Source organism: Chryseobacterium barbadense, from assembly GCF_042849955.1.
GTDB lineage: Bacteria > Bacteroidota > Bacteroidia > Flavobacteriales > Weeksellaceae > Chryseobacterium.
In genome coordinates, this window is record NZ_BAAFHL010000032.1 from 1 (window position 1) to 21,724 (window position 21,724).

Genomic DNA, 21,724 nt, shown 5'->3' on the forward strand with positions numbered 1-21,724 from the left:
GCTCTGAATTTCTCCTGCATTTTCAGCCTTAATTTTCTGGGCTTATGAACAACCAGGCATTCTCCAAAACCAAGCAACAGCCTTTCCAGCTCATAATTGATCTGCACACAGATCTTAAAAACAGTCCCTTCCTGTGTCTCGCTTACAATTTCCTGGCTTTTATGAAAAGGCTTGGTCTTTACATACGGAGCATTGGAAGAATCTACAAAGAATACGACATTTCTGGGATTCATCGTTTCTGAAACGGTAACTCCCACAATATCTTTAAAATATTCATCACCATCCAGGTCTTTATCAATATAAACCGCATTTTCATCCGCTTCTATTTTTTCCATTCTGTCCAACGCCAGATTATACAGGCTTCCTTTGTACAGGCAGATCAGAAACCAACGGTTATTGTATTCTTTCAATAACTGCGGATGCACCGTAAAGACCGTAGATTCTCTTGCCGTAAAGCTTTTATATAAAATTTTTAAAACTTTTTTATTTAAAATACTTTCATACAAAATGTCAATATGCTCCAACCCTTTCAACTGCTCATTTTTATCCAGATGGATGATCGATTTCTGATTCTTGGCATGAATAGAATCTTCAAGCTTCTGAATAACCCCGTTCATCTCTTTAAACATGGAGAAGTCTTTGAACTGTTTCAGGATCTGAACCGCATTGTTCATCGCCTTCAGATCGCTTTCATTCACAGAGATGTTATGGATACTGTAGTCGGGATCGCTGTAACGATAATATTTCCTGTCATAGACTTCAATAGGGGCCTCATATCCGAATTTTTCGCTGCGCATATTCTGCAAATCGAGCTGCACAGTTCGCTTACTTACAAAAGATTCTTTGCCTTCAAATTCAAACAAAGCCTCAGAACATTCATCAATGAGATCTTCCAAGGTGTATTTCCGATACTTATTTTTGAGACATTTATCCAGTGTTTTATAGCGGATAAGGGCATTTTTATTAGATGACATGGTATTTTGTGTTTTTAATTAATGGTAGACTAATTATCCATTTTGCCATTCCGACGAAAAGAGGAATCTCTTAAAATGAGATTCTTCGCTCCGCTCAGAATAACAAGGATCATTTATTTTTTCTTTAAAGCTTCACCTTCAAAAGAGATTCCGTTCCATCCGAACTTCATAAAATTCCTGATATTCTGATGATCCGTTCCTTCCGGATTTTTCACTACATCTTCTCTGTAAAATTCCCCAAAAAGAAACAGTACATCTTCTTTGGACAGCTTATTTATTCTGGCAAAACTGAAAACTTTACAGGAACCATTATTCTGATTGGCTTCATTGATGGTATTTCCATTAGTGAATTTTGTAGGCGTAAAATCATAATGTTCATCAATGTAGGCGATAACGTCTTTAAATTGAATGGTTTCAGGAGCCTTCTCCAGTTGTTCTAATAGCATATTATTTATAATTTTTTATTTAAAGTCGGGTAAAAATAATTAAAAAAACAAAACTACGCAAAAATATTGCGCACTTGTATTGTTACTTTGCATCAACAAAATGAAAAACAAATGGAATTTAACGGAAATCATTTAATTGAACTAGGGTATAGACCGGCAAAATGGTTTAAAACAGCCATCGATCATATTAACGAAAATAATCTGGATGAACATCAGATCAAAGAGTACCTTGTGCAGTTCAAGCAGCCTGAGCTGATCCCGCTTCATGAATCTCCAAAAGATTTTGTGATCAACATCAGAGCAGAGCATGAAAGTGAGACCGACAATGTGGAAAAAGTAATCAGAACCATGCAGGTATTAATGAAAACCCCCACATTAGTGAGCGGTGCATTGATGCCGGATGCCTGTCCTACCGGACCGGAAGGAAATATTCCTGTAGGAGGAGTTGTCGTAGCTAAAAATGCGATCCATCCCGGATTTCACAGTGCAGACATCTGCTGTTCCGTCATGTTAACGGATTTTGGAAAAGCTGAACCTAAAGAAGTTTTAGATGCAGCCCATTCCGTAACACATTTCGGATATGGAGGAAGACCAAGAGGAGAACAGATGCCGATGTCTCAGGAACTGATGGATGCCTTCAGAGCCAACTATTTTCTGAATGATGAGAAACTGATCAGTATCGCCCGTTCTCATATGGGAACCCAGGGAGACGGAAACCATTTCCTTTTTGTAGGGGTTTCCAAAAATACCGGAAATACGATGTTGGTTACCCATCATGGTTCAAGAGCTCCGGGAGCGTCTTTGTATGATAAAGGAATGAAGGTAGCGAATCGTTTCAGACAGGAAATCTCTCCTGAAACATTGAGAGAAAATGCTTGGATCCCTTATGATACGGAAGAAGGAAAATCCTATTGGGAAGCGCTGCAATTGATAAGACAATGGACCAAAGAAAACCATACTTCCATTCACGATGCCGTTTTAAATAAAATGGAGTTAGAAAAGGAGAACAGATATTGGAACGAACATAATTTTGTTTTCAAGGATGGTGATTTGTTCTATCATGCGAAAGGAGCCACTCCGCTGGATGATAAATTTATGCCCGATATTACGGGTCCAAGACTGATTCCTTTAAATATGGCAGAACCGGTATTGATTGTTCAGGGAAAGACCAATGAAAGAAATTTAGGTTTTGCGCCTCACGGAGCAGGAAGAAATTTCAGCAGAAGTCAGCATAAAAAATCATTGGCTCATAAAACCATTGAGGAAGTTTTTGCGGAAGAAACCAAAGGGCTTGATGTTCGTTTCTTTTCCAATGAAATTGATATTTCCGAGCTTCCAACGGCCTATAAAAATGCTAAAAATGTAAGAGCACAGATTGAAGAATACGGATTGTGTGAAGTATTGGATGAAGTGATGCCTTACGGATGTATTATGGCGGGTGATGTGCAGAAAAATGCGCCGTGGAAGAAAAAGAAGAAGTTTAGAAAAGCTTAATATTTTTCTTTTGTCTTGAAACAAAAGAAACAAAAATTCAAGATTGGAATCTTCGGCTAAAAATGAATTCTGTTCTCTAAAAATTCTAAAACTCGTGCGGATATAGTCTATATTTATTATCAAATTTTATCCCGCACTCAAACAGTAGAATTTTTTTAACGTTCACAAAATTCATTTTTTTAACGCCTCAACTTCCTAGGTCAAATAATTAACAACTATATATTAAAAAAATGACACCAAAAATAATAGATAAATTAAAAGAAGTTGAGGCAGAACGAGGTATAGAAATACTTCTTGCCGTAGAATCCGGGAGCAGAGCTTGGGGCTTTGCGTCTCCTGACAGCGATTATGATATACGTTTTATATACCGCCATGAAAAAGACTGGTATCTTTCACCATGGGATAAGGATGAAACCATAGAATTTATGACGGAAGATGATCTGGACGGTTCCGGATGGGACTTAAGGAAGACGTTTCATCTTTTATTAAAATCGAATGCAGCTTTATTAAGCTGGTTCTACTCTCCTATCGTCTATAGGAAAACAAAAAATTCGTTGAATTGTTCAGGCCTTTGGCAGACAGCTGTTTTTCTCCGATAGCGGTTTCTTATCACTATCTGAGTATGAGCAAAAAGTATCTGGAAGCCTGCAGAAGTGATGAAGTAAAACTGAAAAGTTACTTCTACTGCCTAAGAACTGCTCTTACCGGAAAGTGGATATTGGAAAAAGGAACCGTTCCACCGGTGCTGTTCAGTGAATTACTGGTTTTAGTGGATGACTTCACCAAAACAAAAATAGAAAACCTTGTTGCTTTAAAAGCTACAAAAGGAGAATCTTATTACCATCCGAATGATTGGGAATTGTTTGAGTTTTTGGAGAGTATGGTTGCGGATAATGAAGAAAGATCAAAGAGTTTGAGTGGAGGAAAAGCGGATAAAGGTGAGATGGAGAGGGTTTTTAGAGAGATATTAATGTAACAAATTAAGCGATTACGGGAATCCGTAGTTGTTTTTTATGAACAGAAAATATATTTGTCTTAAAATTGTTCAAAACTAAAATCCAAGGAATTATTTATAATTTAGTAGAAAACTAAACTATGAAAACAGATTCTCTCAAAACCCATACGAAAAATTTGATATTTATGTCAAAGAATATTGCTTTAGGCAAATATTCAAAAAGTGCTTTCCACTTAGATTATACTTCGAAAGTTTACAGACAAAAAGATTTGGTTGCACTAATTAGGGAAACTGTTCCTTATTTTGCATTAACTGAAGAAGAATTCAAAGAATTAGAACCCATTGACTTTAATCGAACAGCTTGGTCAAGGATATCACAAGCAAGAAAAGACAAAAAGGGTGATTATGGAGAATTACTTTTATATTTAATTATGACCGTGTATTATGATGCTCCAAAATTTGTTACAAAAGTAAGATTACGGTCATCAGTAGGAATGCAAATTAATGGATTCGACTGTGCCCACTTTACTATTGAGAATGATGAACCGATTTTATGGCTTGGTGAATCAAAGTTTCATCAATCTTTTTCCACAGCACTCACAGATTCTTTTAAGTCTTTAGATGAACATTGTAACATTTTATATGCATCTAATGAAATTTCAATACTTAAACCAAACATAGAAATTAATAAAGATTTAGAAACTGATTTTATAAAACTAAAATCAGTTTTTGCCGGAAAATCAATTGATAAAATTAAATTCAGAATACCTGTACTATTGACCTATGATAGTAATACAATAAAAAACAATAAAGATATTGATGAAAAATTTAAAGCAGATTTAGAAGCTGAACTGAGGTCACATCATATAAGTATCGAAAGTAAAGATGTAAAAAATGAACTAAAAAATGTTGAATTTGTATTTTTCATTTTTCCTTTAAACACAGTATCTACTATCAAAAGTGATTTAGAAATAATTGAAACAGCAATGCGAATATGATATCATTATTTCAAACTAAAGAAGAATCTACTGAGCAAGTAATTGCCCTAATTGAGAAGCTTAAAGACAATGGTTCTTTAGAGTTTAATGAATTTAAAATTTTATTAGAATCGACCTACAGTTTATTGAATTCAATTGATGATGATTCATATAATATTGGTTTGTATTCAATTTGTCACATTGGAGAATTTTTACCAAAAGATATTTTTTTATTAAAGCTTCTTAATGATTGTATAATTTCATCAAGAGTTTTTTTATATAAGGAAATGCTACCTAAAAATGATTTAATTGAAGATTCATTTTTAGATTCTTATGCTAAAGAAATTTACACATTAGATTCTGGAACAGTTCTTACTAAAGATCAAAAAAAACTATTTAAACTATTTAACCAGCATAAAAGATTAATTGTAAGTGCGCCTACATCTTTTGGAAAGTCAAGAATAATCGAGGAGATTATTATTCACAACAACTATATAAACATTGCTATAATTTTACCAACAATAGCTTTATTAAGCGAAACTTACATTAGATTTAATTCAAACTTAAATATAAAAGAGAATTATAATTTAATAAACTCATTAGGATTGGCAGATACAATAAATAAGCATAATAAAAACATATTTATTCTTACTCCAGAAAAAATGGATATGTTATTAGATGAGAGACCAGATTTAAGAATTGATTTTTTTGTAATGGATGAAATTTATAAAATTCAAGATGATGAAGACAGAAAAAACATTTTCTCAAATTGCCTTTATAGATTAAGCAAAATGAAGACTGATTTTTATTTAATAGGTCCATATTTTGATGATTTTAGTCCGAAGTTCAGAGAAAAAACCAAATCATTCTTTGAAAAATTCACTTCAGAGATTGTTCAAAAAGACATCTATAATATTTTTGATCTTGAAGAAAGTAATACTTATATCCTAGGTGGAAAAAAGATTAAAAAATTAAGAGATGGAAAAAAAAATCTAAAAAATATTTTATTAAATATAAATGGTCAAACATTAATATATAATTATCGAAAAGATTATGTAGAAAAGCTAACTAACGATGTTTTAAAAATTATAAATAATAAAGCTTTAGATGTTGATTCTGATTTAATCGATTATATTTCTGAAAACATATCTTCTGAATGGTCTTTAGTTAAAGCATTAAAAAAAGGAGTTGCATTTCATCACGGAGCTGTTCCCAGATATATCCAAACTGAAATAATAGATTCTTTTAATAATCAGGAAATAGATATAATAGTTTGTACAACAACCATAACTGAGGGTGTCAATACTTCTGCAAAAAATGTCATTTTATACAGTAATGTCCTAGGAAAAAAGGATAAACCACTTACTGGATTCGAAGTTAAAAATATAAAAGGAAGAGCTGGTCGCTTTAGAGTTCATTTCATTGGTCGAGTTTTTTATTTTCACGAGACTTTTGAAAATGATAAAGATGTTATTTTGGTCGACTATTATGATAAGGATGAATTAAGTTCTGAAGAAGTAATTCAGATAGATAAAGAAGATTTGGATGATGAAAATTTAGAAACTAGAAATAATATAGAAGAACTATTACACAAAAATAAAATTCCTTTTTCATTAATAAAACAGAATAAATATATCCCTATACATAAACAGATAGCTCTAATAAACTTTTTAAGATCAAAACCAATTTATTTGCAATTAGCTTATTTTAAAGGAAATAGACCTGAAAAACAGCAACTTGATGAAATATTTAATTTAACAAGAGAATATTTATTCAATGATAGAGATTTTAACGATAAAAGTTTTATTTATTGGGAACTAAGCAGATTGCTAAAATATTATATCTACCATAATCCTAGTATAAAGCAAATTATAACTGAACAGAAATATTCAAAATCAGTTGATTCGAAAATTAGATCTGCATTTAAACTGATTACTCATTATTTCGAATTTGCATTTCCAAGATATTTTAGAGCTTTTGAAAACATATATAATTTTGTATATAATGAATATTATAACAGAATTGGAAGTGGCGGCATTAGCTTAAAATATATTATAACTTTATTAGAATTTGGTTTTGTTAATGAAAATGAAATAGCACTTAAAGAAGCCGGTTTACCAAATGATATTGTAAAAAAAGTTTCAGGAAAATTTTCTGATTGCAACTCTTTAGAACAAGTGAGAATTAAGTATAGAATAAATCCTAATATTATTAATAATCTTACATTATTTGAACAGAAAATGTTTAGAAAATATATTTAAAGTGACCATCCACAATATAAAATCCCAACACCTCATCCTCTTCGAAACCATCTCCGGAAGTCGTTCTTTCGGGCTGGCTACGGAAAATTCGGACACGGATATCCGTGGAGTATATTATTTATCGAAAGAAGAATTCTATGGACTCAACTATACTCCGCAAATCTCCAATGAAACCAACGATATTACGTATTACGAGATTGGAAGATTGGTAGAATTGCTGCAAAAAAACAATCCCAATATACTGGAAATGCTGGCAAGTCCGGAAGACTGTATTTTGTATAAACATCCTTTGATGGATCTGTTGAAACCAGAAGATTTTCTTTCCAAGCTATGTAAAGATACCTTTGCAGGATATGCCATTTCACAGATCAAAAAAGCAAAAGGACTTAATAAAAAGATCCTGAATCCGATAGATAAGGAAAGAAAATCAATTCTTGATTTCTGTTATATCCTGCAAAATCAGGGTTCTGTCCCATTGAAAAAATGGTTACATGAATTCCCCTCCTACGGAAGGGTGTCCGAAGGACGGGGTGGTCTTTCTCAGGAAAGATGTGGTTTAGTCAGTATCGATAATACCAAAGGAATATTTGCGCTTTTTTATGATAAATCAGGAGATTTGGAGTACAGAGGAATTATTCAACATGAAGAAGCGAACCAGGTTTCCGTATCCTCTGTTCCGAAAGAAGAAAAATCAATAGCTTATTTGTTTTGTAACCTGGACGCCTATTCCACTTACTGTAAAGATTACCGTGAATACTGGAAGTGGGTTTCGGAACGTAATGAAGACAGATATAATGTAAATCAACAACACGGACAGAACTATGACAGCAAAAATATGATGCACACCATCCGATTATTGCAGTCCTGTGAGCATATTTTTAAAACGGGTTCATTGCAGATAAGTGTTGATAACCGAGAAGAATTACTGGATATTAAAGCCGGAAACTGGTCGTATGAAGCCGTGATGAAAAAAGCGGAAGATTTGATACAATCTATTGAGCATTATCACAATATTTCTACTTTGCCTGATTATCCGGATCGTAAGAAAACAGAAAAAATTCTTGTGGAGATCAGAGAAGAATTATATCAATAATATCTTTACAGTATTACAATTGAGAGATTTTTCACTTCGCTCAGAATGACAATTTGTTTATAATGGCAGTGGCTATTTCTTCTTCGATTTCTTTGAAGCTTTAGCCACTTCATTATAATCCAGACAGATTTTTATCCAGTATTCAAAATCTTCACGCTTCTGAAAACCTTCCGGTTCCACATAGCAATATCCTTTCAGCTGCTTTCCTTTCATAATCATAGGCAAAAACCCTTTTCTTTCCGCCACTTCATCTTCCAGATCAGGATGATAACGGCACATCAGGTTATCATGGCTTACATTGATGCACATTTTACCATTCACCAGGAAAGATAATCCGCTGAACATCTTTTTTTCGACAATTTCAAGATCCGGAATCTCAGAAAGCCGTTCGCGGATTCTGTCCGCAAGTTCAATAGTATATGCCATTGTCAAAAATTTATACTCTAAGTTAATTAAAAACTGCCATACCGTTAGGGTTTTCCTATTTTGATCTTTTATTCAAATGCATGAAAATAAAATTTTATTTAAAAAAATTATTGTTTTACGATAATTATTTATACATTTGCATTATTAATTAATTATTTTTGATATGGATCAGACTAAAATCATCTCAAGAATCCTCTATTATATTTGCTTGCTGTTATCAGTAGGTTATTTGTTTACTTTTGTATATGCAAGTATTTGTCTGATAACAGGTTTCGAAATTACTCCTTATGAGCAAAACCAATATTTGCACATTAATTATCCTTTTACGGAGCAGCCATTTTTAAATATTGAAAATAATTATCCGTATATCCTGTTTTCATTTTTATTGGTTCTCATCACCTATGGTATTTTCTTTTGGCTTTCCGCCAAGGTTTTTAGAGTTTTCTTTCAACCCAAACTATTCACGAAAGAAAATACTGTGCACCTGAAAAGATTTTATGTCTACAATATTTTCTTTCCGCTACCCATAGTAGTGATCGCGAGCTTCTTTGTGGAAGTGGAAAGTATGATATGGGGATTGGTATTCATCCATTTCATGCTGGGAATTTTCTGTTTATTTCTTGCGAATATTTTTACGCAAGGACTACATTTGCAAAACGAACAAGATTTATTTATATAAAATGCCAATTATAGTTAACCTAGATGTAATGCTTGCCAAACGTAAAATGCAGAGTAAAGAATTGGCAGAAAAACTGGGAATTACGCCCGTCAATCTCTCTATTCTGAAAACGGGAAAAGCAAAAGGTGTCCGTTTCGATACACTGGAAGCCATCTGTAAAATACTGGAATGTCAACCGGGAGACATTTTAGAGTATAAAGAATAGTAATATAACCTTTTAAACTTTATCAATTCATCAACCTCAAAAGCTTTATAACTTTTGTGGGTATTCTAAAACTTTAATGCCAATTTAAAAAGCAATGGAAACATTGCCTGTACTTCTATTATCCAAATTCAACAATATGAATACTTTAACGATCAACAATCTCAGCCTCACCTATAAAAACGGCTTTCAGGCTATTAAAAACATTTCCCTGGAGATCGGAAACGGAATGTTCGGGCTTTTAGGCCCCAACGGCGCCGGAAAATCGTCGCTGATGAAAACCATAGTAGGACTTCAGAAGCCCACTTCAGGGAATATCATATTCAACGGAATCAATATTTCCGAAAACCCCGATTACATCAAACAAAATCTTGGTTTCTTACCACAGGATTTCGGAGTATACCCGAAAATTTCCGCATTTGATCTTCTGGAACATATTGCCATTTTAAAAGGCATTAAAAATCGCTCTGAAAGAAAAAACCAGATCTTAAGCCTGCTTGAAAAAGTGAATCTCTCTGATTTCAGAAATAAAGAAGTCCATACATTTTCCGGCGGCATGAGACAACGTTTCGGGGTCGCACAGGCTCTGTTGGGGAATCCGAAAATCATTATTGTAGATGAACCGACGGCAGGCCTTGATCCCGAAGAACGGAACCGGTTCAACTCTTTACTGAATGACATCAGTAAAGAAGTAATTGTTATTCTTTCCACTCATCTGGTGGAAGATGTCCGGAATCTGTGCTCAGAAATGGCTATTATGAATAAGGGAGAACTTTTAAAAAAAGGAAAACCCAATGAACTGATCGCGCAACTCGATCAGAAAATCTGGTCGAAGCCTATTGATAAGAATGAACTGAATGATTATTATTCAGAGTACCAGATCATCAGTCAGCAACTGATTGAAAGAGAACTGCACATTACCACATTCTCAGAAGTACAGCCTAAAGGCTTTACCCCTGTAAATCCTTTACTGGAACACGTCTATTTCCATTCCCTCACTCAAAAAAATTAATTATGAACGCTATATTTTTATTTGAAGCCCAACGCACCACAAAGCATTGGCTAACGTATCTTATTGCCCTGATCCTGATATTTCTGGGGATGTTTTGCGGAAACAAGTTCAACCTGACTGTCGGGGAAGGTATTTATCTGAACTCTCCTTATACTATTGGCTTTATGACCGGAATGTTGAGTTTGTCCATTATATTTTTCGCTACTATTTTTGCCAGTCAACAGCTTTTTAAAGATCAGGATTCAAAATTCGATGGTATCTTATTTTCTCTTCCCTTTTCAAAATGGGATTATGCAGGAGGGAGGTTTTTAACTTATTTTTTACAGACCTTTTTAAGCTTTACATTTTTAATGATTGGCTTTATGATCGGTCAGAATATGCGTACCGGAGATGAGATACGGCCGTTTTTTAATCTTTGGCATTATTTGTTTCCTTTTTTAATTTTCGGAGGCATCAATTGTCTTTTGGTCTGTAGTTTTTTATTTTTCATTTCACTGACCATGAAGAAAAAACTCCTGGTGGTGATTGGTGGATTATTGCTTTATGTATTGTATATGGTGATCCTGTTATTTTCCAACTCCCCTTTTATGGCAGGAAGTATTCCCCAATCATTAGAATCGCAGCAATTATCTGCCATCATTGATCCTTTTGGTTTATCCGCTTATTTTTTTGAAGGAAGGCATCTTTCCGTACAGGAAAAGAATGAATTCACCATTCCCTTTTCTTGGTATCTGTTAGTGAACAGAATTATTTTCCTGGTTATTTCCATTATTTTGTTACTTCTTTCCTGTCGTTTTTTTTCTTTTTCAGGGCTTCCCGGTAAAAAGAAGAGAAAGGCAGACCTTCATACTCCATTTTCAACAGTAATTTCAAAGCCATATACTGTTTCATCCACCAGTTTCGGAACAGCTTCGGCTTTACAATCTATTTTGTTCTATGCAAAAATTGATCTGATCTATCTTTTCAAAAGCATCGCTGTTATTGCATCTTCCGTCTTACTCCTGTTTTTTATAGGGATGGAAATGTATGCTGAAATTGAAAAAGGAATCCGCCTTCCCCAGAAATATGCAAGTTCCGGCTTAATGGCGACTACCATCTCAGAAAATTTTCATCTGTTTGGTTTGCTGATTGCTGTTTATTTCATCAATGATATTTATTGGCGTGGCCATTCTTCAGGATTTTCCCTTATTGAAAGAAGCACTTATTTTTACAAAAATAAATTAGCCGGCCATTTCTTATCCATCAATGTTTTATTATTCTTTTTCACCGGAATATTAATTCTTGAAGGCTTAATTTTTCAGTTAGCCTATCATTATTTTCATATAGATTGGAATGCTTATTCAGGAACCATTCTATTCAATACATTTCCGCTCATTCTTTTTTCAGGGTTTGCCTTGCTTATCAACGATATTATCAGGAACAGGTTTTTAGCTTTAGGTATTTCTGTTTTACTGCTGATTATGACAGCAACCCCCATTTCAAAGAAAATTATTTCTTATCCGCTATTGAGAATATTTTCAGATTATAAAGGAACGTACAGCGATTTCAACGGATATGAAATGTATGCAACAGGTTTTGCTGAAAGACTTTTATTCGGATTGAGCATTATTGTTCTTGTATGGATGATTACTGAATTGATTAAAACTAAAGAATGGAAGTTCAAAAAAGTGATTTTTCCGGTTTGTTTGCTTATAGCCGGACTGTTGGCCGGAAATCAATTCATGAAGGGATATTCCCCTAAAAATGAAGAAGAACTGCTTTTAAACGCAGCCCTTTATGAAAAAAAATTCCGTCCATATGAAAATCTTCCACAGCCTGTAATTACGGATGTTCTGACCAAAATCGATCTTCATCCTTCTGAAAATTCTTATGAGATTACAGGTAAATACACTTTGATCAATCAATCTGATAAGGCTATTGATAAGATTCTCATTAATTTCCATCCCGATTTACAAATCAATTATGCAACTTTTCAAACCAATTCAGAAACCCAGGGAGTTAGTAAAACCATTAGCGAAATCCTTTTAAAGAAGCCTTTACAACCTCATGAAACAGCTCATCTTGATTTCAGAGTTTCTTATCAATGGGTTGTCGTCAACGGACATGAATCATTTAATGCTATTATAGGAGACGGTTCTTTCATAAGGATCAGCAGATATTATCCTACCATCGGGTATCAGGAAGGCAATGAAATTGAAGGCCAGAAGCAAAGAGATGAATTCAAGCTTGGAAAACAGCGAAGTTTGAAATTAGTAGAGGCACCTGAAGTTTTCAGAAAAGATTTTATCAATTTAAATATGATTATTTCAACGGAAAAAGATCAGACCGCGGTAGGGACAGGAGATCTTACTGATCAGTTTATAAGAGGGGAAAGAAAATTTTTTCAATATAAAGCGAATGGCATTCCGTTTCGTTTTGCAGTATCTTCAGCCAAATACATGCAGAAAAGCGTTAATTATAAAGGGATTATGATCAATGTATTGTATCACAAAGAACATGCGGAAAATGTAGACCACCTCATCAACAATGCAAAGATTACACTGGATTACTGTAGTAAGAATTTTGGAAATTATCCTTTCAAAACCATCAATTTTGCAGAAATATCATCATTTACTAGAGGTTTTGCGGCAACAGCCTATCCTTCTGCTGTATTCATGCCTGAAGATATGGTTTTTCATGCGAACATTCATGCAGATGAGGAGCAGGATGTCATTAATGAACTTGCCGGTCACGAACTCTCTCATCTTTGGTGGGGAAACAGCCAGATTGACCCCGATGAAAGAGAAGGCGCCGTTATGCTTACGGAAACTCTTGCCATGTATACCGAAATGATGCTTTATAAAAAAATGCACGGTCAGAAAAAAATGATGGAAAGAATAAAAGTTCATGAACAAATCTACAATAATGAAAAGGGCTTATCACAGGAACAGCCGATCTATAAAGTAACCGGGAACAATGTTCATATTTCTTATTCTAAAGGAGCCATCAGCATGGTCAAGCTAAGCGAGCTGCTTGGTGAAGAAAAAGTGAATCTGGCCTTAAAAAGTTTTCTTCAAAATAATAAATATCCTAAAAAGCCAACTACTTTAGATCTTCTTAAAGAATTTTATCAAGTTGCTCCGAATGAGCATATGAAAAAGAAAATAGATCAGTTATTTAAAACTATATAAACTTGAAACCATTGTATCAACGATGGTTTTTTATTTAAAATAATTTTTTTCATGCATGATTGTAACAAAAGAAATTTCTAAGCAACAAATTAATTGATATATCAATAATTGATAAATCATTATTTAAACAAGAAAGTATGGAAAAATTAGATTCAATCATATTCTATAATATAGATAAAGCGATAAGAGCTTACAGAAATTATGCGCAGCGACAACTGAAAGCCAATGGTTTCAATATTACGATTGATCAATGGCTGATCATTAAAGCCATTCTTGAAAATCCCGGAATTACGCAAAGTGAAATCGGAGATTTGGTTTTCAAGGATAATGCATCTGTAACAAGAATGATAGATCTTCTTGCAAAATCAGGATTTATTATTCGCCACCCCCATCCTGAAGACAGAAGAAAAGCCAATCTTGAAGTAACCGAATCAGGAGTAAAGATCATCAAAGATGTACAAAACCTGATTGAAAACAACAGGAAGCTTGCTTTAAAGGGTGTTTCAAAAAAAGAGCTGGAAATAATGAATACAGCTTTACTTAGAATCTCAGATAACTGTTTAAACATTAATAAATAAAACAATGGCCAGACTATTTTTAGCCCTATTTGTTTGGATACTGTCATTTTTCAGCAGTATGCTATCTGCTCAGACGGCGCAGGACTTTTCACTATCGGGAAATATTACTTCCTCAGAAGTGAATCAGATGGAAATCAATTTATTCAATTCCGAAAACCAATTGGTAAAAACGGAAGTTGCGGATCAGAAGGGAAGCTTCAGTTTTAATGACCTTACTGCCGGAAATTATTATGTTAAAATCAATAAAAACGGAGTAGAAGCTTACAAATCGGAATCCATTTCTGTAACAGGAAACACTACCCTTCCTGAAATCCAACTCAATGAAAAGCAGATTGAAGGAGTAACGATCACTAAAACCAAGCCTTATATTGAAAGACAGGAAGGAAAAATGATCCTGAATGTGGAAAACAGTATTGCGAGTACCGGAAACTCGGCTTTTGAAGTTTTGGAAAAAGCGCCGGGAGTGAATATTGACAGTAATGATAACATCAGCCTTAGAGGTAAAGGTAATCTCCTGGTGCAGGTGGACGGCAAAAATACACCCATGACCGGAACTGATCTTGCCAATTATCTTCGGGGAATTCCTTCTGCAAGTGTGGAAAAAATAGAATTCATTACCAATCCTTCGTCAAAATATGACGCAGCAGGAACGTCGATCATCAATATCAAACTGAAAAAAGACCAGCGAAAAGGAACCAATGGAAGTGCCTCGGTAGCTTTGGGAACCGGAAGGTTTATCAAAAACAATAATAATTTCAGCATCAATCACAGAAACAAAAAGATCAACGTTTTTGCCAATTACAGCTTTGCATACCGGGAATTTTTTAATCACCTGATGCTGGACAGGAATTTCTTCGAAAACGGAAATTTCCAGAAAGCATATGTGCAGGATAACTTCCTGAAGCTGAATTTCAGGAACCATATTGCCAAAGCCGGGATGGATTATTATATGAATGATAAAAATATCCTGGGCTTTACGGTAGGATTCATCAGCAATAAATTTGATCCGAAAGGTGATAATTCTTCCCTGATTTTAGGCAGTGACCGCCTTCCAACCGGCAGTTTCACAACCCAGAACCGTTCTCATGATCACTGGAAAAATGCCTCCTTCAACCTGAATCATAAATATACTATCGATTCTCTGGGCTCTGAAATCACTACAGATTTTGACTACATCAATTATTACAATACTTCTCTACAGAATTTTGATACAAGAACCTATGCAGTTTCCGGAAATCCGGAAAGTATGGATATCCTGAAAGGTGATATCGATGGAAACCTGAATATTTATTCCCTTAAGTCTGATCTTACCAAAGCATTCAAAGGTGATTGGAAACTGGAAGGAGGAGTAAAAACAAGTTTTGTAAAAGCGGATAATGATCTTCAGTTCTTTGATGCAAGCTCCGGAACCCCGGTGCTGGATGTTACTAAAACCAATCATTACATTTATGAAGAAAATATCAATGCGGTTTATGGAAACGTCTCTAAAAAGTGGAAAAAATTCAGCTCCACTTTCGGACTGAGAGTTGAGAATACGAACGTTACAGGAACACAGCTTACCACAAACCAGATTAACAAGAAGAATTACACTCAGATCTTCCCTAGTGCAGTGTTCTCTTATGATCTGAACGAAAAGAATAATGTAGAGCTTAATTTCAGCAGAAGAATTACCCGGCCAAGCTATAACCAGCTAAACCCGTTCAAATTCTATCTTGATCCCACGACTTACAAAGCAGGAAATCCGGATCTGAACCCACAGACTACTATGAATTATGAGTTTACGTACAGCCTGAGTAATAAATATTTTGCGACGTTAAGCTACAGCAAGACTTCTGATAATATTACAGATGTAATAAAGCCTGTTGTTGAAAACGGGGAGAATATTACGGTACAAACCAATGATAATCTGAGTTCTGCTTCTTATTTCGGGCTGTATCTGATCGCTCCGGTAAAAGTGACGACATGGTGGGATATGAACAACAGCGCGAATTTCTATTACGGTTCATATACAGGGAATGTTTCAGGCACCCAGATTAATAACAAAGGAAATTTCACTTTCAACCTGAACAGCATCAATTCTTTTAAACTTGGAAACGGATTTACCGCTGAACTTACCGGTAATTACAGAGCAAGAGAAGTCTATGCGTACATGGATGTACAACCTATCTGGTACCTGAATATCGGAGCACAAAAGAAATTCAAGAATAACAGTACGCTGAAACTGGCTTTCAATGATATTTTCTTTACCAGCAATCCTAAAGCGCAGACTAATTTTAATAATTATATCGAAAACTTCGTAGTGGAAAGAGACAGCCGTGTGGTTACCCTTTCTTACACCTACAATTTCGGATCCGGAAAAGCCGGACAGCCAAGAAAAACAGGAGGTGCGGAAGATCTGAAACAGAGAATAGGAAATGGATAATTAAACACTTCAATGAAAGCGCCGGAAATTTCCGGCGCTTTTATATTTAGGGAGTAGGGATTTATAAACCATCCATCGTCACTTCGAGTAGATTTTTTGAAAAAAAATCATATCGAGAAGTTAGTCTGACAAAGGTTCTCGAGACATTTTTCTTCATTTCATGACGAAAAAACACTCGAACTGACGATAGTTTCTTATCTCCACTCAGGTTATTTATTTTTCTTTAGAATATAATAGATAGCACGGTCTTTTTCATCATTGCTTGTATAAGCAAACTGAAAAGTGTATCCATTAGCGGACATAAAATTCAATGCATCCATCATGGAATTGAATTTCATATTTCGCCCTCTTTCATCTTTAATATTCGTCCCGTTTTTGAATGATATAGATTTTGTTTCCTGTCCGAAATCAATTTCCACATCCACTTTTGTGCTTAAAGATCTACCGGTTCCGATAATCTGAACATAATCCACATCAATATCTTTAATAGGAACATCGTTGACCGTTTGAGCCCATGAAAGCGAAGCGAAGCCTATCAAAGAAAGTATGATCAGTTTTTTCATAGATTTTTGTTTTAAAGATAAATAAAATGAGTGTTCAGTCAACAAAAAAATCCCTCAGATAGAGGGATTTTATTGTATATAAAAATGATCTTATGCTTCAGTTGAAGGATTTTGATTTTCAGCAGGTTTTTCCGCTTCCGGCCTAGCCTGACCTTCCGGTCTTGGTTTTCCTTCCGGTTTTGGAGGTCTCGGTAAAAGAACTTTTCTTGAAAGCTTCATCTTCTTGCGGTCATCATATCCCATAAATTTCACCTCAACTTCATCTCCTTCTTTGTATGGAACTTTATCAAGACGTTTCCATTCAATCTCAGAAATATGAAGAAGGCCTTCAGTCCCTTTTGCCAACTGAACGAATGCTCCGAAATCCATTACTTTTACTACTTTTCCTTTGTAAATTTCTCCTACTACCGGAACGAAAGTAATTTCATTGATTTTTGCAACCGCTTCGTTGATCTTGGCTCTGTCTGTTCCTGCGATCTCGATACGTCCGATTTCTCCCTGCTCTTCAATAGCGATAACCGTATCTGTATCTTTCTGTAATTGCTGAATAATTTTTCCACCAGGCCCGATAACAGCGCCAATGAAGTCTTTAGGAATTTCCATTACAACCATCTTCGGAGCGTGAGGCTTCACATCTGCTCTTGGCTCAGCGATGGTTTCCGTGATTTTATTTAAAATATGTAATCTTCCGTCTTTAGCCTGCATCAAAGCTTTTTCCATGATATCCATAGAAAGTCCCTGAATTTTGATATCCATCTGACAAGCTGTAATACCGTCTGCAGTTCCTGTTACTTTAAAGTCCATATCTCCCAAGTGATCTTCATCCCCTAAAATATCGGAAAGAACCGTCCATTTTCCTGATTTTTTATCTGTGATAAGTCCCATTGCAATCCCTGAAACAGGTTTTGTGATCTTTACCCCTGCATCCATCAAAGCTAGTGTTCCCGCACAAACTGTTGCCATGGAAGAAGAACCATTGGATTCTAAAATATCAGAAACAATTCTGATTGTATATGGATTTTCAGCAGGTATAACTGCTGTTAAAGCTCTTTGAGCCAAATTTCCGTGTCCTACTTCTCTTCTTGAAGTTCCTCTTAAAGGTCTTGCTTCACCGGTAGAGAACGGTGGGAAATTATAGTGTAGGAAGAACTTCTCGTCATGTTGCGTAATAACGCTGTCGATCATGTTCGCATCCTTTATAGAACCTAAAGTTACCGCTGTCAAAGATTGAGTTTCCCCTCTTGTGAAGATTGCTGAGCCGTGAGCTCCCGGAAGATAATCAATTTCAGACCAGATTGGACGGATCGTTTTAGGATCACGACCATCCAGACGGATGTTGTCTTCCAAAATCATTTGACGCATCGCTTCTTTCTCTACATCATGATAATACACTTTAGCGAAAGGCGTTACCCTTTCCAATTCTTCTGCATTATCGACATATTGAGCTAAAAACTCATCAAAAACCGCTTTGAATTTTTCTCCTCTTTCTTCTTTATTGGATGGTGTTTTTGCCACTTCATATACTTTGTTGTAGCACTCGTTCCATACTTTTTCACGGATCGCTTCATCATGAACTTCGTGAGAATATTCTCTTTTAGGGAAAGCTTTCCCTACTTTTTCAGCCAATCTCTCCTGAGCTTCGATCTGCTTTTTAATCTCAACGTGTGCGAAATTAATAGCTTCCAACATTTCCTGCTCAGAAATCTCCTTCATTTCTCCTTCAACCATTACGATGGAATCTTTTGTAGCTCCCACCATAATATCGATATCTGACTTTAATAAATTTTCATAGCTTGGGTTAATGGATAATTCTCCGTCAACTCTTACTACTCTTGCTTCTGACATTGGTCCGTCAAAAGGAATATCTGTAATAGCAATAGCCGCTGAAGCTGCCAAACCAGCCAAAGCTTCAGGCATTACTTCTTTATCATAAGAAATCAATGAAATCATCACCTGTACTTCTGCGTGGAAATCTTCAGGGAAAAGCGGACGCAATACTCTGTCCACCAATCTCATCGTAAGAACTTCATCATCAGAAGGTTTTGCTTCTCTACGGAAGAAATTCCCGGGAATTCTTCCTCCAGCATAGAATTTTTCTCTGTAATCTACCGTTAATGGTAAAAAATCTACACCCGGATTGGCTTCTTTATTGGCTACAACCGTTGCTAAAAGCATTGTTCCGCCACATTTTACAACTACGGATCCATCTGCCTGTTTAGCCAGCTTCCCCGTTTCAATAGTGATCTCTCTGCCGTCTGCAAGAGTAATCGTTTCTGTAAACGCTTGAGGTATACTCATAAATTTGTCTTCTGTGTACTCCGTATTGAGTACGATTAATATTTAAACTCTTTAAATTTTCAGTTGCAAAGATAATGTATTCTAACGGTTTATTAAATTTTAGTTACAAAATATCGTGCTATACCCTGTAACTTTCGATAAAAAATATAAACCAATTATAAAAAAGAGTTCATTTAACATAAATACCGAAAATATTATGAAAACCCAATTACAGCTGGAATATATTGCATTTTTAATTTTAGGAATTCTCGCTTTTAAGGAAACTGAATTTTCCTGGTGGTGGTTGGCTGGTTTATTCCTCGCTCCCGATATTTCTATGTTGGGATATGCTGTTAATAATAAAGTAGGGGCTTTTTGCTATAATCTCTTTCATCACTTTGGAACAGCAGTTTTAGTATATATACTCGGAACCCTATTTTCTCTTCCCTATTTCCATATGATTGGAGCCATACTTTTCGCCCACTCGGCTTTTGACAGAATTCTAGGATATGGCTTAAAGTATCCGGACAGCTTTCAGAGAACTCATTTGGGAGTAATAGGAAAAGATAAAAAGTTATAGAAATAAAAAAGCAACTTCTTTCGAAGTTGCTTTTATTTTGAAAATCTTTATAGATTATTTTCTTAAACCTAGTTCAGCGATAATGGCTCTATATCTTGCGATATCTTTTCTTTTAAGGTAATCTAGTAATCTTTTTCTTTTACCTACCAATTTCACCAAAGATCTTTCTGTGTTGTAGTCTTTGTGGTTGCTCTTAAGGTGAGCAGAAAGGTGGTTGATTCTGAAAGTGAAAAGTGCAACTTGTCCTTCAGCACTTCCTGTGTCTTGTGCAGATTTCCCGTGTTTAGAGAAAATTTCCTGCTTTTTTTCTGTTGTTAAGTACATTCCAATATTATTTTAAATGATTATTATGTAACGGCTGCAAAGATACGACTATTTTCCAAGTCTGCAAACATTATTGATTTCATATATCAAAATTGATAGAAAAAAATGTTAAAAATTTCTTAATAAACTCTATGCTATCCCACTAAAAGGCAGTAATTTTGCAAACGAATTAGTGATGAGAAAAATTTTAATATTTACAACGTTTGCCTCTTTTTTATTAATCGGCATGGCTACTGTAAAAGGTCAGAGAAATGCGGATGATAAGATTAGAAAGGTCCTGTATTTTAATCCCGAAGTAGAACCTGATATTGAAGAAATAAAGGAGCCCACGAATAATGCCTTCTTTAGTGCTGTTTCCGATAAAGTAAGCGGCTACAAAAAAAACAGAATGCTGAGAGCGGAAGTACAAATCCCGTTTGACAGCGTTGATCAGAAAACCATTATTGATTATTGTGTTAATAACGATGCGGATTTCGCTATTGTTCCTAAAGTAAAATATTTTAAAGTCGGGCTCGGTAAATATGTATTTTCTAATCAGGTAATTGTAAGCATGAAGCTTTTTGATGCCGGAGGAAATCTCGTTACAGAAACAGATTATGACACCTACCGTAAAAACATGCGCCTTTTAGGATCTACCGAAAATTCCATTAAAATAGGCACAAATGGTGCTTTAAAAGGCATCCTTAAGAATCTAAAAAAAATCAATCCGTCTTCAGAAATGGATTTATAATACATTTGGATAAGCCGAATGTAATCCCAAATGCTCTGATAACGTCATACGTACTCTATAGTATACGTAATACACATAAATGCATATAAAAACATTTCATATTATAGTGAATAATTTAAAACATTTTCCTATATTAGTTGTGCATTAAAATCTAAATAATATGAAAAAATCAAATCTAAAAAAGCTTAGCAGAGAAGCTCAAAAGCAGATCAACGGTGGTGCATTTAAGCAATGTACAAGCCATGAGCAATGTTTCATTGGATGGTGCTGCAATTATATGTGTGTGGAATATGCCTGTATAGAACCATAAAAAAGGCCAGATGAAATCCAATCTAAAAAAGCTCAGCAGACAGGAACAGAAGGAAATTAATGGTGGCGGACCGATCAGAAAGTGTACGGATTCATCCCAGTGTTGGGCAGGTGAATGCTGCAGTGGCGGTATGTGTATTGCCTCCCCTTATCCGATATGTGAACCTATCCTGGAGTAATGAATGTGGAACCTTATGTAATTTTAAATTTTAATTTTTGAAGCATCTGTACTACAGGTGCTTTTGTTTAATT

Annotated in this window: 20 protein-coding genes and 1 pseudogene; 15 read left to right on the plus strand and 6 right to left on the minus strand. The window is 35.0% G+C overall.

Annotated elements, in window-relative coordinates; all coding sequences use genetic code 11:
- Both ACGHIN_RS11935 and ACGHIN_RS11940 read right to left on the minus strand, forming a co-directional pair.
- Positions 1 to 974 (minus strand): helix-turn-helix transcriptional regulator (locus tag ACGHIN_RS11935; RefSeq protein ID WP_390453758.1); only part of this gene is annotated, 974 nt, incomplete at its 3' end.
- 113 nt (positions 975 to 1,087) lie between these two features.
- Entirely contained in the window at positions 1,088 to 1,420 is a 333-nt protein-coding gene (locus tag ACGHIN_RS11940; protein WP_390453760.1) for a HopJ type III effector protein, read from the minus strand.
- 111 nt (positions 1,421 to 1,531) lie between these two features.
- On the opposite strand from ACGHIN_RS11940, the gene ACGHIN_RS11945 reads away from it, so the two are divergent.
- The 5 genes and pseudogenes from ACGHIN_RS11945 to ACGHIN_RS11965 all read left to right on the plus strand — a co-directional run bounded on the left by ACGHIN_RS11945 (position 1,532) and on the right by ACGHIN_RS11965 (position 8,200).
- Positions 1,532 to 2,914 (plus strand): RtcB family protein, encoded by a 1,383-nt coding sequence (locus tag ACGHIN_RS11945; RefSeq protein WP_390453762.1) that lies wholly within the window; start codon positions 1,532 to 1,534, stop codon positions 2,912 to 2,914.
- Between the two features lie 230 nt (positions 2,915 to 3,144).
- A pseudogene (locus ACGHIN_RS11950) lies at positions 3,145 to 3,890 on the plus strand (nucleotidyltransferase domain-containing protein).
- Positions 3,891 to 4,054: 164 nt separating this feature from the next.
- Positions 4,055 to 4,867 carry a HamA C-terminal domain-containing protein gene (locus ACGHIN_RS11955; RefSeq protein ID WP_390453764.1) on the plus strand — a complete coding sequence of 271 codons (813 nt, stop codon included), beginning with the start codon at positions 4,055 to 4,057 and terminating at the stop codon, positions 4,865 to 4,867.
- Complete coding sequence (locus ACGHIN_RS11960; protein WP_390453766.1) at positions 4,864 to 7,107, plus strand: DEAD/DEAH box helicase; 2,244 nt, start codon at positions 4,864 to 4,866, stop codon at positions 7,105 to 7,107. Before ACGHIN_RS11955 ends, ACGHIN_RS11960 begins: the two co-directional genes overlap by 4 nt.
- A 1-nt stretch (position 7,108) precedes the next feature.
- A complete protein-coding gene (locus ACGHIN_RS11965) occupies positions 7,109 to 8,200 on the plus strand; it encodes a DNA polymerase beta superfamily protein (protein WP_390453768.1) in 1,092 nt (363 codons plus the stop codon).
- A 72-nt stretch (positions 8,201 to 8,272) separates the two neighbouring features.
- On the opposite strand, the gene ACGHIN_RS11970 is transcribed toward ACGHIN_RS11965, so the two are convergent.
- Positions 8,273 to 8,626 (minus strand): TfoX/Sxy family protein, encoded by a 354-nt coding sequence (locus ACGHIN_RS11970; protein WP_390453770.1) that lies wholly within the window; start codon positions 8,624 to 8,626, stop codon positions 8,273 to 8,275.
- 163 nt (positions 8,627 to 8,789) lie between these two features.
- Between ACGHIN_RS11970 and ACGHIN_RS11975 the strand changes: the two genes are divergently transcribed.
- The 6 genes from ACGHIN_RS11975 to ACGHIN_RS12000 all read left to right on the plus strand — a co-directional run bounded on the left by ACGHIN_RS11975 (position 8,790) and on the right by ACGHIN_RS12000 (position 16,689).
- A complete protein-coding gene (locus tag ACGHIN_RS11975) occupies positions 8,790 to 9,305 on the plus strand; it encodes a DUF2975 domain-containing protein (protein WP_390453772.1) in 516 nt (171 codons plus the stop codon).
- A gap of 1 nt (position 9,306) precedes the next feature.
- On the plus strand, positions 9,307 to 9,510 hold the full coding sequence (locus tag ACGHIN_RS11980) for a helix-turn-helix domain-containing protein (RefSeq protein ID WP_045494476.1): 204 nt from the start codon (positions 9,307 to 9,309) through the stop codon (positions 9,508 to 9,510).
- Positions 9,511 to 9,646: 136 nt separating this feature from the next.
- Positions 9,647 to 10,519 carry an ABC transporter ATP-binding protein gene (locus ACGHIN_RS11985; protein WP_390453807.1) on the plus strand — a complete coding sequence of 291 codons (873 nt, stop codon included), beginning with the start codon at positions 9,647 to 9,649 and terminating at the stop codon, positions 10,517 to 10,519.
- A gap of 2 nt (positions 10,520 to 10,521) precedes the next feature.
- Positions 10,522 to 13,689 (plus strand): M1 family aminopeptidase, encoded by a 3,168-nt coding sequence (locus tag ACGHIN_RS11990; protein ID WP_390453775.1) that lies wholly within the window; start codon positions 10,522 to 10,524, stop codon positions 13,687 to 13,689.
- A 137-nt stretch (positions 13,690 to 13,826) separates the two neighbouring features.
- A complete protein-coding gene (locus ACGHIN_RS11995) occupies positions 13,827 to 14,267 on the plus strand; it encodes a MarR family winged helix-turn-helix transcriptional regulator (RefSeq protein ID WP_390453777.1) in 441 nt (146 codons plus the stop codon).
- 4 nt (positions 14,268 to 14,271) lie between these two features.
- Positions 14,272 to 16,689: a TonB-dependent receptor domain-containing protein gene (locus ACGHIN_RS12000; RefSeq protein WP_390453779.1), complete on the plus strand. Its 2,418-nt coding sequence runs from the start codon at positions 14,272 to 14,274 to the stop codon at positions 16,687 to 16,689.
- Between the two features lie 209 nt (positions 16,690 to 16,898).
- On the opposite strand, the gene ACGHIN_RS12005 is transcribed toward ACGHIN_RS12000, so the two are convergent.
- Both ACGHIN_RS12005 and ACGHIN_RS12010 read right to left on the minus strand, forming a co-directional pair.
- Entirely contained in the window at positions 16,899 to 17,252 is a 354-nt protein-coding gene (locus ACGHIN_RS12005) for a hypothetical protein (RefSeq protein WP_390453781.1), read from the minus strand.
- Positions 17,253 to 17,342: 90 nt separating this feature from the next.
- Positions 17,343 to 19,550: a polyribonucleotide nucleotidyltransferase gene (locus ACGHIN_RS12010; RefSeq protein WP_390453783.1), complete on the minus strand. Its 2,208-nt coding sequence runs from the start codon at positions 19,548 to 19,550 to the stop codon at positions 17,343 to 17,345.
- A gap of 196 nt (positions 19,551 to 19,746) precedes the next feature.
- Between ACGHIN_RS12010 and ACGHIN_RS12015 the strand changes: the two genes are divergently transcribed.
- Positions 19,747 to 20,109 (plus strand): DUF4260 domain-containing protein, encoded by a 363-nt coding sequence (locus tag ACGHIN_RS12015; protein ID WP_390453785.1) that lies wholly within the window; start codon positions 19,747 to 19,749, stop codon positions 20,107 to 20,109.
- 54 nt (positions 20,110 to 20,163) lie between these two features.
- Here ACGHIN_RS12015 and rpsO read toward each other — a convergent pair whose 3' ends face one another.
- Complete coding sequence (gene rpsO / locus ACGHIN_RS12020; protein WP_121461351.1) at positions 20,164 to 20,433, minus strand: 30S ribosomal protein S15; 270 nt, start codon at positions 20,431 to 20,433, stop codon at positions 20,164 to 20,166.
- Between the two features lie 175 nt (positions 20,434 to 20,608).
- Here rpsO and ACGHIN_RS12025 point away from each other — a divergent pair, with 175 nt between their 5' ends.
- The 3 genes from ACGHIN_RS12025 (at position 20,609) to ACGHIN_RS12035 (ending at position 21,651) form a co-directional block, all read left to right on the plus strand.
- A complete protein-coding gene (locus ACGHIN_RS12025; protein ID WP_390453787.1) occupies positions 20,609 to 21,163 on the plus strand; it encodes a pyruvate decarboxylase in 555 nt (184 codons plus the stop codon).
- A gap of 160 nt (positions 21,164 to 21,323) precedes the next feature.
- Positions 21,324 to 21,473: a bacteriocin-like protein gene (locus ACGHIN_RS12030; RefSeq protein WP_390453789.1), complete on the plus strand. Its 150-nt coding sequence runs from the start codon at positions 21,324 to 21,326 to the stop codon at positions 21,471 to 21,473.
- A 10-nt stretch (positions 21,474 to 21,483) separates the two neighbouring features.
- Positions 21,484 to 21,651, plus strand: a complete 168-nt coding sequence (locus tag ACGHIN_RS12035; protein ID WP_390453791.1) for a bacteriocin-like protein — start codon at positions 21,484 to 21,486, stop codon at positions 21,649 to 21,651.
- Positions 21,652 to 21,724: the final 73 nt, after the last annotated feature.

Bases quoted from the DNA above. Each gene is read 5' to 3' on its own strand.
- ACGHIN_RS11940 (WP_390453760.1), bottom strand. From the start codon at position 1,420: ATGCTATTAGAACAACTGGAGAAGGCTCCTGAAACCATTCAATTTAAA.
- ACGHIN_RS11945 (WP_390453762.1), top strand. From the start codon at position 1,532: ATGGAATTTAACGGAAATCATTTAATTGAACTAGGGTATAGACCGGCA.
- ACGHIN_RS11955 (WP_390453764.1), top strand. From the start codon at position 4,055: ATGTCAAAGAATATTGCTTTAGGCAAATATTCAAAAAGTGCTTTCCAC.
- ACGHIN_RS11960 (WP_390453766.1), top strand. From the start codon at position 4,864: ATGATATCATTATTTCAAACTAAAGAAGAATCTACTGAGCAAGTAATT.
- ACGHIN_RS11970 (WP_390453770.1), bottom strand. From the start codon at position 8,626: ATGGCATATACTATTGAACTTGCGGACAGAATCCGCGAACGGCTTTCT.
- ACGHIN_RS11975 (WP_390453772.1), top strand. From the start codon at position 8,790: ATGGATCAGACTAAAATCATCTCAAGAATCCTCTATTATATTTGCTTG.
- ACGHIN_RS11980 (WP_045494476.1), top strand. From the start codon at position 9,307: ATGCCAATTATAGTTAACCTAGATGTAATGCTTGCCAAACGTAAAATG.
- ACGHIN_RS11985 (WP_390453807.1), top strand. From the start codon at position 9,647: ATGAATACTTTAACGATCAACAATCTCAGCCTCACCTATAAAAACGGC.
- ACGHIN_RS11990 (WP_390453775.1), top strand. From the start codon at position 10,522: ATGAACGCTATATTTTTATTTGAAGCCCAACGCACCACAAAGCATTGG.
- ACGHIN_RS11995 (WP_390453777.1), top strand. From the start codon at position 13,827: ATGGAAAAATTAGATTCAATCATATTCTATAATATAGATAAAGCGATA.
- ACGHIN_RS12000 (WP_390453779.1), top strand. From the start codon at position 14,272: ATGGCCAGACTATTTTTAGCCCTATTTGTTTGGATACTGTCATTTTTC.
- ACGHIN_RS12005 (WP_390453781.1), bottom strand. From the start codon at position 17,252: ATGAAAAAACTGATCATACTTTCTTTGATAGGCTTCGCTTCGCTTTCA.
- ACGHIN_RS12010 (WP_390453783.1), bottom strand. From the start codon at position 19,550: ATGAGTATACCTCAAGCGTTTACAGAAACGATTACTCTTGCAGACGGC.
- ACGHIN_RS12015 (WP_390453785.1), top strand. From the start codon at position 19,747: ATGAAAACCCAATTACAGCTGGAATATATTGCATTTTTAATTTTAGGA.
- rpsO (WP_121461351.1), bottom strand. From the start codon at position 20,433: ATGTACTTAACAACAGAAAAAAAGCAGGAAATTTTCTCTAAACACGGG.
- ACGHIN_RS12025 (WP_390453787.1), top strand. From the start codon at position 20,609: ATGAGAAAAATTTTAATATTTACAACGTTTGCCTCTTTTTTATTAATC.
- ACGHIN_RS12030 (WP_390453789.1), top strand. From the start codon at position 21,324: ATGAAAAAATCAAATCTAAAAAAGCTTAGCAGAGAAGCTCAAAAGCAG.
- ACGHIN_RS12035 (WP_390453791.1), top strand. From the start codon at position 21,484: ATGAAATCCAATCTAAAAAAGCTCAGCAGACAGGAACAGAAGGAAATT.